General features: G+C 40.6%; 8 protein-coding genes. 2 read left to right on the forward strand and 6 right to left on the reverse strand.

Annotation, left to right across the window (positions count from 1 at the left end):
• Positions 1–41: 41 nt before the first annotated feature.
• Positions 42–1,448, reverse strand: a complete 1,407-nt coding sequence (locus CYP84_RS09120; RefSeq protein ID WP_103637336.1) for a hypothetical protein — start codon at positions 1,446–1,448, stop codon at positions 42–44.
• Between the two features lie 173 nt (positions 1,449–1,621).
• A complete protein-coding gene (locus CYP84_RS10625; protein WP_141089214.1) occupies positions 1,622–4,897 on the reverse strand; it encodes a retention module-containing protein in 3,276 nt (1,091 codons plus the stop codon).
• Between the two features lie 359 nt (positions 4,898–5,256).
• On the opposite strand from CYP84_RS10625, the gene CYP84_RS09130 reads away from it, so the two are divergent.
• Both CYP84_RS09130 and ilvD read left to right on the forward strand, forming a co-directional pair.
• On the forward strand, positions 5,257–6,291 hold the full coding sequence (locus CYP84_RS09130) for a type II asparaginase (RefSeq protein ID WP_021085711.1): 1,035 nt from the start codon (positions 5,257–5,259) through the stop codon (positions 6,289–6,291).
• A gap of 92 nt (positions 6,292–6,383) precedes the next feature.
• Entirely contained in the window at positions 6,384–8,057 is a 1,674-nt protein-coding gene (ilvD, locus tag CYP84_RS09135) for a dihydroxy-acid dehydratase (RefSeq protein WP_103637337.1), read from the forward strand.
• A gap of 41 nt (positions 8,058–8,098) precedes the next feature.
• Here ilvD and CYP84_RS09140 read toward each other — a convergent pair whose 3' ends face one another.
• The 4 genes from CYP84_RS09140 to CYP84_RS10630 form a co-directional block, all read right to left on the reverse strand.
• Positions 8,099–8,833, reverse strand: coding sequence for a hydroxymethylpyrimidine/phosphomethylpyrimidine kinase (locus tag CYP84_RS09140; RefSeq protein WP_103637338.1), 735 nt, complete (start codon positions 8,831–8,833; stop codon positions 8,099–8,101).
• An 88-nt stretch (positions 8,834–8,921) separates the two neighbouring features.
• Positions 8,922–9,458 (reverse strand): hypothetical protein, encoded by a 537-nt coding sequence (locus tag CYP84_RS09145; protein ID WP_103637339.1) that lies wholly within the window; start codon positions 9,456–9,458, stop codon positions 8,922–8,924.
• 149 nt (positions 9,459–9,607) lie between these two features.
• On the reverse strand, positions 9,608–13,741 hold the full coding sequence (locus CYP84_RS09150; RefSeq protein ID WP_103637340.1) for a hypothetical protein: 4,134 nt from the start codon (positions 13,739–13,741) through the stop codon (positions 9,608–9,610).
• A gap of 129 nt (positions 13,742–13,870) precedes the next feature.
• Complete coding sequence (locus CYP84_RS10630; protein ID WP_141089215.1) at positions 13,871–16,816, reverse strand: retention module-containing protein; 2,946 nt, start codon at positions 16,814–16,816, stop codon at positions 13,871–13,873.
• Positions 16,817–17,131: the final 315 nt, after the last annotated feature.

Below are 17,131 nucleotides of genomic sequence, written 5' to 3' on the forward strand. Positions count from 1 at the left end.
TTTTGATAAATTTAAATAAGATCCCAAGAGGGATCTAAAATTTAAAGATCGACGTGAATGTCCTCTTTTATATCTATATAGACTGTGCCTTGACGATCACTACCGTCTGCTAAGTGCGTATTATAGGCACTTTCATATCTGTGGTAGCCATTTTCTGCTCCGCTAGTTTCGCTAAAACCATTAAGTTTTACAGTGCCGTGGGCTTCACTAAATTTAACTACATTAGAGCCATTGTCTAAAATGTCACTCAAATGAGCCATATCATTGCCATTTAATGTCACATAAGCACCGCTCGTTACTTTTAATTCTTCAAAACCAGAGACCTTTGAGAAGTCGATATTATTATCAAGCACGAGAGTATCATAGCCCTTGCCACCAAATATTTGAGTATTATTATCTATATCTGTTCTTGTCATAGTTAAACTAACTGTATCATCTCCGCCACCTAGATAAAATTTAGAATTTTTTATGATAGCTGATGTCACATTTAAAGTATCGTTTTGATTATCTGAGAAGTAAAATTCGTTATTTTTACCATGAAATTCTGAGTCGTCTATATGCATATTGACCTTGTTGTTTCTGCCGTCAAATTTAACGTCACCCATAAATTTTGGCCCAAGAAAATTCATATCAAAAAGAGGCGTGTGGTCTAAATTTGCGTGTGAGCCTTTTATATCTATCTCGCCGTCTCCACCGCACACTTTTATATTCATAGTGGTCTTTTCGCCGTCGTTCGCTTCGATCGTAGTGTGTCCGTTAAAGATAGTGTTGTCCATATTTAGCGTATCTACTTCGTTTGGACTAGTAAAGCTAGAAAGAGAAATTTTCGTATCACCAAAAAAGCCCACCCAGTCGGTGTTTATAGTGTCATTTCCTCCGCCAAGCCTTATGTCTGCGCCATTTTTGATCTCAGATCTTTGGATATCAATGACATCGTTATCTAAACCTGTATGAATGACAGCATTTTCCATCGTCGCACCATAAATTTTTACGCTATCATCGCCGTCATTTGTATATAAAAGTGTATGATCTTTTATGCCGACATTGTTTCTTATCTCTACCAAGTCGTTGCCAGCCCCAGCGTCAAATCTAAGCCCTCTAACCTCGATATTATCGTGAATTCTTAGCTTATTGTCGCCATCTCCTGCGTCTATCTTGGCGTCATTTACGATAGATCTTGTCATATCGACTATATCGTTGCCATTGTCAAAACGCACATCGTTTGCGCTCGTGGTTGCATCTGCGATGTTTAAAATTTGATCCTGCGCTTTTGGTCTCGCCTCTGCCACCTTTCGTCCGTATAACTCAGCAAAAAGCTTATCAGAGTCAAGTATCTCAAGCGACTTTATCTCCTCTACGATAGTCACTTGAGGGTCGTTTTGCCCACCATTTTGGCTCACTCCACCGCTTAAATTTAACCCCTCTTTGTCGGCTACTTCTACGCTCATATTAATCCTTTCTTAAAAAAATTGACTTTTGGATTTTAATAAGCGTTTTTAAATCACATTGAAATATAAATTATATTGATTATCAAAAGAAATGCCTAAATTTAGGCTTTTTGTATAAAAAATTTTATTAAATGAAGCAAGGGGAGTTTAGACCCAAAATATGGGTCTAAATTTTACATTGAAGGATTTATAGTGATATCATTTTCTATTGTAAGAGTAAATGTCTGACCGCCATCATTTACGCTATATACGTGGTTTCCATTGCTATCTTCTTTACCAGCACTTGCTATTTCAGATGAGCCTTCTTCAAATTTACCAACACCTTCTACACCTTTTACGATCAGCGATGTCGCACCTTCTCCACCGACATTTTTTATGAAATTTGCGATATCTGAGGCATTATGAAATATAAATTTAGCATCAGCATTAATATCTGACATATCAAGCACCTCAAAGCCACTTATCTTGCCAGCATTTGTCGTATTAAATGATGCGTCATGAACTTTTAGCGTATCTATGCCATCGCCTCCATTTATAGCAGTGCCATTTAGGCTTACGTCCTTGCCAAGATCGACTAAGTCATTGCCGTCGCCACCTGAAAGGTAGGTGTTGGTTAGTGTCACGTTATCAGCTATATTGATAGTGTCATTGCCTTTGCCTGAGTTGATGTTTGATGCATCGTGGTCATGTGCAGCTTCGCCTGCAGCTGGACTTAAATTTACATTTGATGTACCAGTTAGATCGGAATTTATATTTATCGTATCGTCTCCGCCTTGAGTGAAGATCTTAACATCGGTGTTGTCATGAGTGCCAGCTCCGATAGTCACCCTATCGCCGTCATCTGCGGTATTTATAGTAACTCTTCTAAGCTCGGCGTTATCGATAGTTACGGTTTTTACGCCAGCATTTCCAACGCCTGCACCCTCTATATTTGTATCAACTAGACCAGTAGCCTTTGCAACATTTAGTGTTACATTGCCATTTTCAAGCATGATGTTTGAATCCACCATAGAGACGTCACCATTGACATTTACATCGTCATTTCCGCCGTTTGTGTAAATGATAGCCTTGTCAAATGAACTATTTCCATAGATATTAATGGTGTCCTTTCCACCGCCTGCGCCAATATATGTGCTATATCCATCGTTTGAGATCATGGTGACATCTTTTAAATTTATCTCATCATCGCCATATCCAGTCTCAATGGCAGCGTTGTTAAATTTAGCGCCAGTAACATCTACAAAATCTCTATCGTCACTTATTCCAGCATCAGCTGAGCTAGTGTTTATCTTAGTATTTGAAATTTCAGCGCCTCTTTCGATAGTTAATGTATCTCTACCTTTGCCCATCTCTATGTAGTTTGAGTGAATTCCAGCTTGGTTAGCTCCTGGATTTGCCACGTGAGCTGGTGAGCTTATAGGGTTATTATGTTCGGCACTATTATTTGTTATTTTGGTGCCACCTTTGATAGTTAGGCTATCATTGCCCTCGCCTGTGTAGATATCCATGACATCTGCTTTGGCATCTTGAAGTACGATCTTATCGTTGCCATTACCACTTTTTATTTCAGAGTTATATATGCCTGCACTGATGAAATTTAGCATATCGCCTGTGTCTGAGTCGCCTGTATCGATATCAACTCTCCTGATACTTGCATCAGTAACATTTATAGTGTCGTCGCCCTCGCCTGTTTTTATAAAGCTATCAGTTCTGCTTCCTGCATACTCAGTCTCATCAGTTGTTCCGTTATTAGTAACGTAAGCATACATATCGCTTTTAATATTTACGGTGTCGTTATTAGCACCGGTGTCTATTTTGGTATTTTTTATAAGCTGATGATTATCGCTTTTTTCGATATTTACAGTGTCGTTGCCACTTCCTGTTTTAAACAAGACATTGTCTAAAATAGTACTACCAAGGCTTGGACCAGAATCATCTTTTATAGTAAATACATCATTGCCATCATGGCTTGTAAATCTTGTATCTGTTATAACAGTTCCATTTATATTGAGTGTATCTTGATTTTTCTCTCCGCCAGCGTTTCCAAGATCTATCCTAGTATTTTCTACAACAGCATCTTTTCCTGTATTAAACACATCGTCGCCATCACCCATTTTTATAACATCATTGGCATTTTCTTTTAGATCATATAACCCACTTGAAAAATAGACTTCCTCTTTTATAGTTATCGTATCATCACCATCTTTTGTATCGATGATAGTTTTCATAGTGTTGCCATTATCTGGGTCAGAATTTACAAGAGCAGGGTTTAAGCCCTCTGTAGATGCATCTATATTTTCTGTGATATTTATATTGTCATCATTATCGATGATCTTGCCCTCAGCCATGCCAGATGTGATAACTGCGTTATTTGTAGTCACGCTAAGAGTTACGCCCTCTTTATAAACACCGTAGTCTTTTATACCAGGAGCGATATTTGCGCCTAGATCTTCGCTACTTGTGCCCTCGTTTTGATTACCTGTTGTTTGACCGTAGTCGTCGATAACCTGCACTCTAACCTTTACATTTGCGATATCGCTTGGTGCGACGCCGCTTATCGTGCCACCATTTTGTATCGCTGTCCAACTATGTCCGCCATCAAGTGAGTACTCCATAGCGTTTGAGTAGTCTCTGCCTGCACTTGCACCGCTTAAATTTAGTGTTAGATCAGTAGGTGTAGTTGAGCTTGTAGCAGCTGATAGGCCTAGGTTATAGACTAGATACTCGTTTGGAGTTGCCTCTCTTGCCTCGCCGCTACCATCAAGCGATACGCTTAGCGCAACAGGGGTTGCAGGCGTTGCTGGAGTAACTGGGCTTACAGGCGTTGCTGGAGCAACTGGAGTGACCGGTGTTACAGGGACTGCTGGGTTTGTTGGGGTTATTGGGGTTATTGGGGTTATTGGGGTTATTGGATTTGCTGGGTTTTGCGGTGCAACATTATCGCTCGTGCCATTGTCGTTATTATCAGCATAGCCGCCGATTGGGCTATTAAAAGAGTCAAAAGCTCTATTTGCATCAGTTAAATTTCTAAAATTTTCATTGATATTTGCGTAGTGGCCACCCTCAGCAAAGCTAGCAGCACCTAGACTTACGCCATCTCCGCCAGCACCACCAGCTGCTGCGTTACCACCAGCTGCAGTCTCTTCAAGATCTGTGATGTTTGCACCATTTAAAAGAGCATTTTGAAGTGCTGCGACCTCTGGGTTAGCACTTTGTGCGTTTGCTACCTCTTTTGGATCAAGTGAGATAGTATCTTCGCCTACTATAGAGACTTCCTTGCCGTCATTTGCAACGATGACTACCTTCGCATCAGCTGAAGTTGTCTTTATGCTCTCGCCCTCGTACAAGCTATCGCCAACTTTTAAAATTCTCTCATTTCCACTTTTATCGACTGCGATCACTTCAGTTTGACCTGAAATTGATTTTATACTTCCTAGTTTTGCTGCCATGTTCATCCTTGTTAAATTTTTTCTCGCATTTTAATGAATTTTATAATTCATGTATATTGTACCCAGGTACAATAAAGCCCTTAAATTCGGCATTTGTGACACATGTATGACAATTTTACGTTATCAATTTATACATCATTTTGATTAAAATAAGGCAAATTTCATTTTATCTGTCTTATCTTTTAAGAGCGATTTAAATTTAACGTGTGATTTTTGTGATAAAATGAGCGAAAATAATATTTTTTAAATTTATAAAAATATTTTAAAAATTTATTTGAGCTACTTTATTTTTGTCTATTTGCTTGGTTTGGTATTACGAAAATTTAAAAATGCGTAAAATTCTTACTAGGAGGATAGCTATGAAAAAGCTAGTTTTATTGATCTGCATTCTAGTTGCTTCGCTCTATGCAAAGCCAAACGTCGTCATCTTAGCCACAGGCGGTACGATCGCAGGAAGTGCTAGTGGCGCGACAAATGCCCAGTACGACGCGGCTCAGCTTGGCGTCGATATCCTCATCAAAGCCGTGCCTGAGATAGCAAATTTAGCAAATGTAAAAGGCGAGCAAGTCGCAAACATCAGCTCAAACAACATGACTGATGAAATTTGGCTAAAGCTTGCAAAACGCGTAAATGAGCTACTTGCCAGCAAGGACGTGGATGGTATCGTCATAACTCACGGCACCGACACCCTCGAAGAGACTGCTTACTTCTTAAATTTGGTCGTCAAGTCAGATAAGCCTGTCGTTTTAGTAGGTGCTATGAGAAGTGCCACATCTATGAGCGCTGATGGTCCGCTAAATTTATATAACGCAGTAAGCGTAGCAGCTAGCAAAGAAAGCATTGGCAATGGCGTTTTGGTCGTGCTAAATGACGAGATCAACGCTGCTAGAGAGGTTACAAAAACAAACACCTCATCAGTCGATACATTTAAGTCAAGAAACACTGGCGCCATCGGCAGGGTCTATTATGGCAAGGTCGTTTACAGCACAAAAAGCCTCAAAAAACACACCGCAAACAGCGTCTTTGACGTAAGCAAGCTAGAGGCCTTACCAAGGGTCGATATCATCTACTCACATGCAAATGACTACGGCGATATCGCAAAACACCTGATAGATGTCGGCTCAAAGGGCATCATCCACGCAGGCACAGGTAACGGCAGCATCCACAACAACGTATTTACCGTGCTTCAAGAGGCAAACGCTAAAGGCATAAAGATAGTAAGAAGCGCGATCGTTGGCAGTGGCTACGTAGATAGCAACAAAAAGATGGATGATAATGGAAATTTCATCACCGCAAGCGATCTAAACCCGCAAAAGGCTAGAATTTTACTCATGCTAGCCCTCACAAAGACGAGCGACACCAAAGAAATTCAAAAATTCTTTGATGAATATTAAAATTTACTTGGCTGCCATGCGCGGCCAAGCTTTAAAATTTTTGATACTTTAGATGTGATAAAATCCTCTCAAATTTTAAAAAAGGATCAAATTTGAGAAGCGATATAATCAAAAAAGGCTACACAAGAGCCCCGCACCGCTCACTTTTACGTGCGACTGGGCTAAAAGACGAGGACTTTGCTAAGCCATTTATCGGCGTTGCAAACAGCTTTATAGAGATCATACCTGGGCACTTTTTCTTAAACAAATACGCACAAATTTTAAAAGATGAAATTCGCAAAAATGGCTGTGTGCCGTTTGAGTTTAACTGCATCGGCGTGGATGACGGCATCGCGATGGGGCATGGGGGCATGCTATATAGCTTGCCTAGCCGCGAGATCATCGCAAATTCGATCGAGACAGTGATGAACGCTCACGCGCTTGACGCGCTTGTTTGTATGCCAAACTGCGACAAGATCGTCCCTGGCATGGTTATGGGTGCTTTAAGGGTCAATGTCCCAACCATTTTTGTAAGCGGCGGCCCTATGAGAAAAGGCCACACAAAAGATGGCAGGCCGATCGATCTTGCGACTGCGTTTGAGGCGGTTGGTAAATTTGAGACCAAAGAGATAGACGAGGCCGAGCTAAGAGATATCGAGTGCAACGCATGTCCAAGTGGAGGCAGCTGTAGCGGTATGTTTACGGCAAATTCTATGAACACACTTTGCGAAGCGATGGGTATAGCGCTTCCTGGCAACGGCACTATCTTGGCACTTACTCCAGAGCGTGAGGAGCTCATCAGGCAGGCTGCTCGCAGGATCTGCCAGATCGCCCTTGATGAGAAATTTAAGATAAGAAACATACTAAACGAAAAGGCGATCCGCAACGCACTTGTCGTTGATATGGCGATGGGTGGCAGCAGCAACACCGTCCTTCACATGCTAGCTATCTCAAGAGAAGCTGGCGTAATTTTAGACATAAAAGAGCTAAATAAGATCAGCCAAAACATCGCTCACATCGCTAAGATCAGCCCAAGCTTGCCAAACGTGCATATGGAGGATGTCGGCAGAGCTGGCGGTATGAATGCGGTGATAAAAGAAATTTCACGCAGAGACCACGGCATGCTAAATTTGGACAACCTAACAGTTAGCGGCGAAACTTTGGGCGAGCGCGTACGTGCCAGCGACATAAAAGATGAAAGCGTCATCCACAAGGTGGAAAATGCCTATTCTCAGGTCGGCGGACTTGCCATTTTGTTTGGAAATTTAGCTGAGCAAGGCTGTGTCATCAAGACAGCTGGCATCGTTGGCGAGCGTAAATTTAGCGGAAAGGCAGTCTGCTTTAACTCACAAGATGAAGCTATTGCCGGCATCTCAAGTGGCAAAGTAGATAAAGGCGACGTCGTTGTCATCCGCTACGAAGGCCCACGCGGGGGACCAGGCATGCAAGAGATGCTAAGCCCTACTTCGCTCATCATGGGACGAGGACTTGGCGCAGACGTAGCGCTCATCACAGATGGTCGCTTTAGTGGGGCGACAAGAGGTCTAAGCATCGGCCACGTAAGCCCAGAAGCGGCTGAAGGCGGCATGATAGGCCTGCTACGAGATGGCGACATCATCGATATAGACGTCGATAAATACGAGATAAACGTTCGCCTAAGCGAAGCCGAGATCGCAAAGAGAAGAGCAGAATTTAAGCCAGTTGATAAGGCGCTAACCTCTCGCTGGCTAAGGCAGTATCAAAAACTAGTCACAAACGCAAGCAACGGCGCGATATTAGAGGCGTAAAGCAAAACTATCAAATTTAAGCCTAAATTTTAGGCTTAAATTTACTTTGCTCCGTGCCAAAGTAGGCGGTTTTTGCCTAGTTTTGTGTCGATACTCTCTTTTATAATGGAGCAGATGTACTCTTTTGAAAGCCCTATAGCCTCCTCCAAGCTCTTGCCCTTTGCAAGGTAGCAAGCAAGCGCCGTTGAGAAAGTGCAACCAGTGCCGCTCATCACAAGCGGGCTAGCAAGCGGGGTTTTGAAATTTTGCAGTGAGCCATCTTTTCTATAAAGCGTATCTATGCTGCTATCCTCACTTACATGTTTTTTCACGATGATATCGCAAGGCAGATCTTTAAAATTCCCTCCAAAAAGGACGTTTGCCTCATCTAAATTTGGCGTGGCGACGGTGGCAAGCTTCATTAGCTCTTTTAGCTTCTCTACTGCGCTATCTTTTATGAGCTTGTGGCCGCTCTTTGAGACGCAGACTGGATCAAGCACGATCTTGCACTTTTGAGTGAGTAAAAACTCATGCACCACGTCCATTATCTCCTCGCTAAATAGCATGCCGATCTTTATGGCATCAAAGCTAAATTCCTCCGCAAGCGTGCTAAGTTCATCTTTAACAAAGCTAGACTCTAAACAAACTACGCTTTTTATCGCATCTGTGGTCTCAGCAACTAGCGAAGTGACCGCCGTTGCGCTGTAACAATTTAGCTTAGCGCATGTCTTTATATCAGCCTGAAGCCCTGCTGTGCCACTATTGCAAGAGCCTGCGATGATTAAAATTTTCTTCATCGTTTTCCTTTTGTAAATTTTGGCTTATTATAAGAGATGTTAGTTAAATTTGAGTTTTTTAAAATGATTTGAGCCAAGAGGCTCAAATTTATGAAAGTTTGTTTAGATCGTTATCGATCTCGATATATATCGTAGTTGCGTCAAAATTTGCATGCTCATAAGAGTTATCTACTTTTAGCTCGTTTGAGTCAGATAAAATCTCATCATTTGCGCTATGTTTGTGCGCTAAATTTTCACTGCTCTCAAGGCTATTTGAGCTATTTTCAGCCTCATTTGGCTGCGCTTTTGCAAACATATCTTCTACTTTTTCATTCATCTGATCAAGTATCTCAGCGTAGTTTTCTCCAAGAAGCGCTCTAAAAAGTGCATCAGTATCGATGCTATTTTCGGCGCTTGTATCAGCACTTACCACGCTACTATCAAGCCATATCGTGTCATATCCATTTAGTGATATATCGCTACCATCCACTGCAGTGATAGTCACGCTAGCACTTTGGCTCTCACCCTTTATACTCTCTCCTATATAAACCTCATCATCTACGTTTAGAACTCTTACACGGTCGTTTTTATCTATCGCTATAACATCAGATGTGACGCTTTTTACCTTGCCGGCTACAGCTGCCATCTTTATTCCTTACTTTTATTTTTGATTTATTCTAGTGTTTTTTATTAAATTTGTATATTGTACTTTGGTACAAAGATGGTTTTAGAGGCGTTTTTTGGGAGTAAAATAGAAATTTAAAAAAAAGAAATTTGGGCTAAAAAGCCCAAATTTTATACAAGTTGTTTGTTTATGTCGTTATCGATGTCTATATAGATAGTTTTTGCTGTGCTTGTTTCACCCTCGTATCTTGTATATCCAGATTCGACACCACTTTGATTTGTAGCCTCAGTAAATCCTTTTAATGAAACGCTATCTTTGTTATCGCCACTTATTTTTAAGATAGTATTTACATCATCAGTGATGCTAAATACATTATCCGCTTTTAAATTTAGTAGCTTAACAGCTTGATTGTCATTGCCATGCTCATCCATGCCAAGTTGGATCTCTTCAAAACTCTTGATCGCGTTATTCAAGCCTTTGTTGTCTATCTTATCAAAGTCGATAGTGCCATCCTTTGCCACTGGACGCATGATAAGCGTATCTGTGCCAGTACCGCCATCTAGGCTTTGAGATAGAGCTGCTCTTGGATTATCAAAGGTAAATACAACCTTATCATCACCAGCGCCAGCATTTACTAGATCGCCTTTGTTCATGCCAGTATAGCCGCTTCTGCCAGCGTCGATGTAGTCGTTGCCACTTCCTGTGGTTATGACGTCGTTGTTATCGCCAGTGATGATTACGTTGTTGCCATTGCCTGTGCGAATTTCATTTTCACCGCGTCCTGCATTGATCACGTTGTTTCCATCTCCAACATTGATAATGTCGTTGCCTTCACTTGTTGTGATGACATTATTATTGTTGTTATTTTCTGCATCTACTGTTGTATTTTTAGCGATATCAGAAATTTGTAGATAGACATCGCTTGCTTTTACTTCGCCGTTAAATACCGCTTCGAAATTTCCATTATCATCAAGCGTTACAGAATTTGCAGCTATGATGTGTCCATTTGCATCTCTTAAAGTGATGCTATCTTTTAGAGCTATGCCTTTTACCGCCTCTTCAAAGTGTTGTTTTAATGTATAGCTTGCACCAACTCCATTTTCACTTAAATTTCCACTCCATGTGGTTTTATTTGTAGCTGCATCGTAGCTTAAATTTGAGTCTTTTATCGTTGCAGCTGTTGCATCGATCGTAAATCTGATAGAGTTGTAAAGTAGCTCATCTCCACCTTGATATTTACCATCGATAGAAATTTTATAAACACCATCAGCCATCTTGCCAGCGGCATCAAGTCTGTTGTTATAGCCTGTAAGTCTGTTGTAGTGATCAGGCGTTACATTGCCTATTGGTTTTTCTATCGCTTGAGATAATAGATCTTTTGAAACACCTGTATCGATGTTGGTTGCTACAAATCTAACATCGCCAGTGCCCCATGATATGCCTCTACCACTATTTAAAAACTCACTTACAGTTTGATTATTGCTAGCATTGCCAGCTGTTGCATCTTCTGGGATCACAGCTCTTAGGTATGGCACAGCGTCATTTGAAACGATCCTTGAGCCATCAGCTCTAAAACCATCTTCGCTCATCTCCATAGTACCCCACAACTTCTCAGCTGAGCGGTTATTTGCATTTGTAGTTGTGTCATTGCCGTTTTCAAACTGCGTCATAGTTGGAACTAAAATTTCATTTACATGAGTATATTTTGTACCAGCTTTATCAGTCATCTCAACTTCTATCTTATCGCCTAGTTTTATCTTATGATCGTACTCAAAGCTTAGCACACCATTAGTTGGCTTAGTAGTGCCAACAGAGATTACGTTAGTAGTTCCGTCAGCAGTTACGATTTTTATACTCTCGATCTTATCGCCATCCTCATAGTTTTTGAGGTTAAATTTAAGCGTATGATGTAGTCCCTCGCCATCATTTTCGATGATCTTGATGTTTTCTATAGTAACTGGTGTTTTATCAACTACAAATTCGCTAACTATTGTGCTCTTGTCGCCATTTGAAAAGACAGCAGTTGCTTTGATGTTATAGTTGCCATCCTCTAAGTTATCAGATGTGACTTCAAATTTACCATTTGCAAATTCGCTTTGGCTAAGCTCTTTTGTAAAGACTTCATGTCCATTTTTATCAAGAACAGTGATGATAGCTTTAGTTGCGCTGCTATCTATGCTGCCCGTAAATGTCGGAGTCTTATCGCTTAGTACTGGTAGTGGCGCATTAGATGAAAATTTATCAGTTTGAGCGATATCATCAGTTGTAAATTTATAATATTTAGTTGCGTCATTTATACCTGTATTTGTATTTGCGCTTACAACGCTTGCGTCATTATCTATCGCGTCTATTAGGTCTGTATTAGCGACATTTAGCTTAGTTGATGATGCCTGCGCCTCGTTACCTACAAGGTCGCTAACCTTAGCTGTGTATGTCGCTTTTGGATCGCTTGTTTTAAACTCAACTTCATATTTGCCATCTACCACTTTAGCTGTATGGCTCTCGCCTGTGCTTGATGTCACAGTTACGATCTGTCCATCTTCTACATTATCCACAGTTCCTGTGATCTTTTGAGTGACTTTATAGACATTTCTTGTTACTGTATCTACATAGCTGTCAAAGTCGGTTGAATTTAGTTTTATGCCACTTGCCTCTGAGCCAAGTATGCTCTCAGGTCCGCCATCTTTTGAAACTGTTAGTTTTAGCTTACCCCAAAAGATATAGTTTGCATAGCTCATATCAAAGTCATAGTAACCTGCTTTATCAACGTGTAAAGTTGTAACTGTGGCTCTATTTCCCGAGTGGATAGTGTCATAATCAACCATAGTAACGCCATCAACCTTAAATCTTACGCTATCATCAGTACCTTTTGCGTCAAATTTATAATCGCCCGGCTCAAGATACATAGTGCCTTTTAAATTTATCATCGCACCAGCTGTTGTGTTTTTGCCATTAGGAGCATCTCTTACGATATGAATATCGCTACCTTTTGCGTTGTCGATGAAGTACTCAAGCGCTTTGAAATTTGGAGCTACCCACTCATTATTTGGAGTTACTACATTGCCATCAAGATCGACCTTACCGACCATATTGTGAGCACCGTCAAGTCCTGATACTGTTCCAGCATCGCTATCAACATTATCTCTATCGCCACCTTTACCTTGTTGGAAATTTAGCTCTTTTGCTTTAAAACTTGCCCAAGGCTTGGTATTGTTTGTATAGTATTCGACAAAATCATTTTGCTTCATGCCGTTATGAGCGTATGTTGTATTATTAAAGGCATAAGGTCTTAGCTCAGTACCTCTTACGCCTTCTTCATAGATATGGTTAAACCAGAAATTTCCTTTTAGTCCGCTACTCATCTCAGACTCTTTAACAAGGCTCATCTCTGTTTCAACGTTTATAGTTATTTTTGCAACTGTATCAAGCACGAAATTACCAGTATCGGTTGCAGTACTGCCGTCTCTTCCAGTAGCTACTACTTTTACTTCATAGTCGCCATCATGGCTACCATTTACGCTTAACTCATCAGTTGTAAATTTAAATTTACCATCAGCATAGTCGCTTGGATTTAGAGTTTTTGTAAAGACTTCGTGTCCGTCTTTGTCAAGCACGCTAACAACCGCTCTTACAGCAGTAGGCTCAACTGTGCCGCTTATAGTTGGAGTAGCGTCATTTGTGCGAGGTACGCTTGGCGCATCTAAGTTATAATCCCCAGTTATAGTGCCAAAATCATCAGTTAAAGTTTTGATATCAACGCTGATTGGAGGTATGACTGGCGCAACAGGAGTTGCGTTGCCTGCGTCATTGCCATCATTGTAGCCACCGATTGAGTTTTCTGGAGTTTGAAAGACTCTGTTTGAATCAGGTAAATTTCTATAATCATCAGTAATGTTTGAGTAGTGACCACCCTCTTCAAAGCTAGCTGCGCCTAAGCTTACGCCGTCTCCGCCAGCGTTGCCACCTTGGTTACCACCAGCTGCAGTCTCTTCAAGATCAGTGATGTTTGCACCATCAAGAAGTGCTTTTTGTATAGCGCTTACATCAGCTACGCTATCGTCGCCAAAGCTATCGTTGTGAGCTACGCTCTTGTCTAAATTTAGGGTATCTTTTCCGATGATCGCAATGTCTTTGCCATCGTTTGCAGTTATGACTACTTTTGAGTCAAAATCAGTTGTCTGTATAGTCTCACCAAGAAAAATTTCATCGCCTACTTTTAACACTCTTTGTGTGCCATCCTTTGCAGTTGCGATTACGCTTGATCCTTGTGAGATGCTTTTTATAACGCCTATCCTTGTTGCCATTTTACTTCCTTATTTAAAAATTTTGAACGTATTTTAATATCTTGAAAGAGCTTTGTAAATTGTACTATGGTACTAAAATTTGAAATTTTATAAGAATTTGCCCTAGTTTAGGAGACTAGGGCATGAAATTTAAGAGTGTAAGACTATTTCGTCTTTTATCTCGATGGTAAATGTCGCGCCATTAGACGTTGCTGAGAATTCTCTGTATCCCTCAGAATTTACCCCACCTTTGCTAAAGGCTGACATATCTACTTGATCACCATTTTCGCCATCTATCCTAAGAGTGCGGTTAGTGCCGTTGCCATTTGTGATATTTAGCACGTCATTTATAGTTAAATTTAGTGTTACGTTGTTTTCACTGCCGCCAAGAGTAAGTTTTTCAAAGCCAGCTACCTTGCTAAAGTCGATATTTCCAGCAATATCTAGTGTATCAGTGCCTACTCCACCTTGGATAACTATGCCGCCATGCTCTTTTTTATAACTACCACCAGCACTAGTCATGCCGTCTGCATTTATCTCTGCGTCCTTGCCGATATGTATGATATCGTTGCCACTACCAAGATCAATAGTACTTGAGCCATCCCAGTATGTACCACCAGCATGTTTTAAACTACCATTTAAATTTACAACGTCATCGCCATCGCCCATGCTTATGGTAGTGCTTTTTAGCTCAGCGCCTTTGTCGATATTTATCGTATCGTCGCCATCGCCCATTCTTATACTAGAAAACTGAACGCTTTTATATACATATTTTTCATGTGTTCCACCAAATTTAGTTTCGCCACCGATATTTATGGTGTCATTGCCAGCGTCAGTATTTATATTGATGGCACCAGCTACGTTTTTGCCTTCAAAATTTATAGTATCGTTGCCACCTCTTGTATCTATATCAGCACTACTTGAATCGTCAAGGTTATTTAAGATGTTGTTACCTTTAAAATTTATCGTATCATTACTTTCGCCATAGCTACCTACCCACACACGAGTTTTAGCTGTTAAATTTGATATATCAGCTGTAAAATCAACACCTGTTTTATTGCTAAAGCCTGCTTGACCTATACTTATACCATCTGCTATAACGTGAGCTGAGCTAAATGATCCAGTTTCATAGTGACTATTGCCATCATTATTGCCTTTTACTTCAAGTAGGTCTTTTGCATAAGCTGTAACGCTCTCGCCTTTGTTATTATCTAGTTTTAGACTTTGATATCCCAGCACTGCATCTTGTGACTCTCTATTTAAATTTACATTTGTTAGCGTAGAGTTTGATATCTCCATAGTATTTACATCTCTTGCCTCAGAGTATCTGTCGCTAGTATCTACCCACACATCTGTCATGGTTATATTGTTTGCTTTAAAAGTATTACTACCAGTATCCATCTGGATATTTACTTTTTCTATTCTCACACCATCTTTTACGTTTACCACATCATCGCCGTCACCTGTGTGGATGCGGTTATCATTGTACCAGCTATTATGGATATTAGGGTCTATAACTTTAAATGTTTCTTTGCCAAGGATATTTGCATTGATATTTAAAGTGTTATTTCCTGCTTCGTCGTGAGCGCTATTGCTTGAGCTATGAGTATACGCGCCAAGTTTGATCTCAGCCTTAAATATACTAAGATCAGCATTGATATTTACTACATCATCGCCTCTACCAAGATTTATAGTAGTACTATTATAATGTCCAAGAACACCACCTACGCTAGGGCTATTTTTAGTGCCGCTAATCGTAACCTCTTTATCAAAATTTACCACGTCGTTACCAGAGCCAGTATTTAAGTGTAAATTCTCTAAATTTGCTTTTATGCTAACTGTATCATCACCATCATTTGTGTTTAAATTTGTATAGTTTGCGATATTGCCTTTGATGTCTTTATTTAGCTCGATGTTGTCGTCATTATCTATAATCTTGCCTTCAGCCATATTTGCATTAGTTGTTGGTAGCAGGTAGCTACTGTTTGGTGTGACACTTAGTTTCACACCCTCTTTAAATACAGCAAAATTATCAACCATATCAGTTTTTTGTACGTTGTCGATAGTCATGCCTTGAGGGCCAGTGTTCTCACCCTCGTTTTGGTTGTGATGCAAAGGACCTTTTGTGGTGTCTTGGCCGTTATCGTCAAGCACCTTTATCCTTACTTGCACTTTTGAGATATCTTCTATATTTACGCCAGTTATCGTGTAGCCTGATAGTGGCTGAAATGTCGCTCCATTGTCAGTTGAGTACTCAACCACGTTTGAATAATCCTCTCCTCTAGTGCCGCCTATGAAATTTAGAGCAAGGTCTGTTGTCTCGCCACTTGGGCTTACTGGAGTGCCTGATAGACCTAGTTTATAAACAAGATAGTGTCCGCCCTCACCGTTTGCCCCTGCGCCACTCTCTCTTGCCTCGCTAGCAGCAGGATCGATGCTAGTAGTGATCTCTACTGCGCCAGGACGAGGCGTGATGACTGGAGGATTAGCAGGTGAAGGGGTGCCTGGAGTTACAGTTACGCCAGGAGTGCTTGGAGTACTTGGAGTTGATGGCGTTACTGGAGTGCTTGGTGTGACAGGCGTAGCTGGTGAGATAGGAGTTGTCGTATCCGCATCTGTGCCTGCATCGTTATAGCCGCCTATTGAGTTTTCTGGAGTTTGAAAAGCTCTATTTGCGTCGGTTAAATTTCTATAGTTTTCATTGATATTTGAGTAGTGGCCGCCCTCAGCAAAGCTTGCAGCGCCTAAACTCACGCCATCTCCAGTAGCATTGCCACCGCCTTGGTTGCCACCAGCTGCAGTCTCTTCAAGGTCTGTGATGTTTGCACCGTTTAGCAAGGCTTTTTGGATAGAGGCTATCTCTGGGTTGTCACTAAGTGCATTTGCCTCTTTATCTAGGCTCAGACTTTCGCCGTTTTGCAAGCTGACCTCTTTGCCGTCGTTTGCTGCGATCACTGCTTTTGCAGAGCCATTAGCCTTTATCGTTTCGCCTTCAAAAATGCTATCGCCCACCTTCAAGACTCTTTCGTTGCCGCTTTTATCAACAGCTACGATTTCACCGCCTAGGATATTTTTGATAACGCCTAACTTTTGCATCTTAGTGCCTCCCTTTGGATTTTATTGACCTATATCAAGATTTTAGCCAAGAAAAAAATTTAGTTATATTGTACTTTGGTACAATACCCTTAAGAAAAGCCTAAGTTTAGGGGTTAATAATGTGTAAATTTTTTATAAATGTGTGAAAATTTTTATATTTATCTATATAAATTTTAAAATTTTAAGTTTTTGTTCATCAAAATGGCATAGTAGTTGATAAAATAACCCAAAAATGTCACAAAATTTTTTTCATTTTAAACGCATAAATTCTTAATCAAAAAAGCCTTTATATAGCCTTATTATCACTAAATTTAG

The sequence above is a fragment of the Campylobacter concisus genome, assembly GCF_002912425.1.
GTDB lineage: Bacteria > Campylobacterota > Campylobacteria > Campylobacterales > Campylobacteraceae > Campylobacter_A > Campylobacter_A concisus_AH.

Coding starts and splice junctions, on each gene's coding strand:
- CYP84_RS09120 (WP_103637336.1), bottom strand. CDS start 1,448: ATGAGCGTAGAAGTAGCCGACAAAGAGGGGTTAAATTTAAGCGGTGGA.
- CYP84_RS10625 (WP_141089214.1), bottom strand. CDS start 4,897: ATGGCAGCAAAACTAGGAAGTATAAAATCAATTTCAGGTCAAACTGAA.
- CYP84_RS09130 (WP_021085711.1), top strand. CDS start 5,257: ATGAAAAAGCTAGTTTTATTGATCTGCATTCTAGTTGCTTCGCTCTAT.
- CYP84_RS09140 (WP_103637338.1), bottom strand. CDS start 8,833: ATGAAGAAAATTTTAATCATCGCAGGCTCTTGCAATAGTGGCACAGCA.
- CYP84_RS09145 (WP_103637339.1), bottom strand. CDS start 9,458: ATGGCAGCTGTAGCCGGCAAGGTAAAAAGCGTCACATCTGATGTTATA.
- CYP84_RS09150 (WP_103637340.1), bottom strand. CDS start 13,741: ATGGCAACAAGGATAGGCGTTATAAAAAGCATCTCACAAGGATCAAGC.
- CYP84_RS10630 (WP_141089215.1), bottom strand. CDS start 16,816: ATGCAAAAGTTAGGCGTTATCAAAAATATCCTAGGCGGTGAAATCGTA.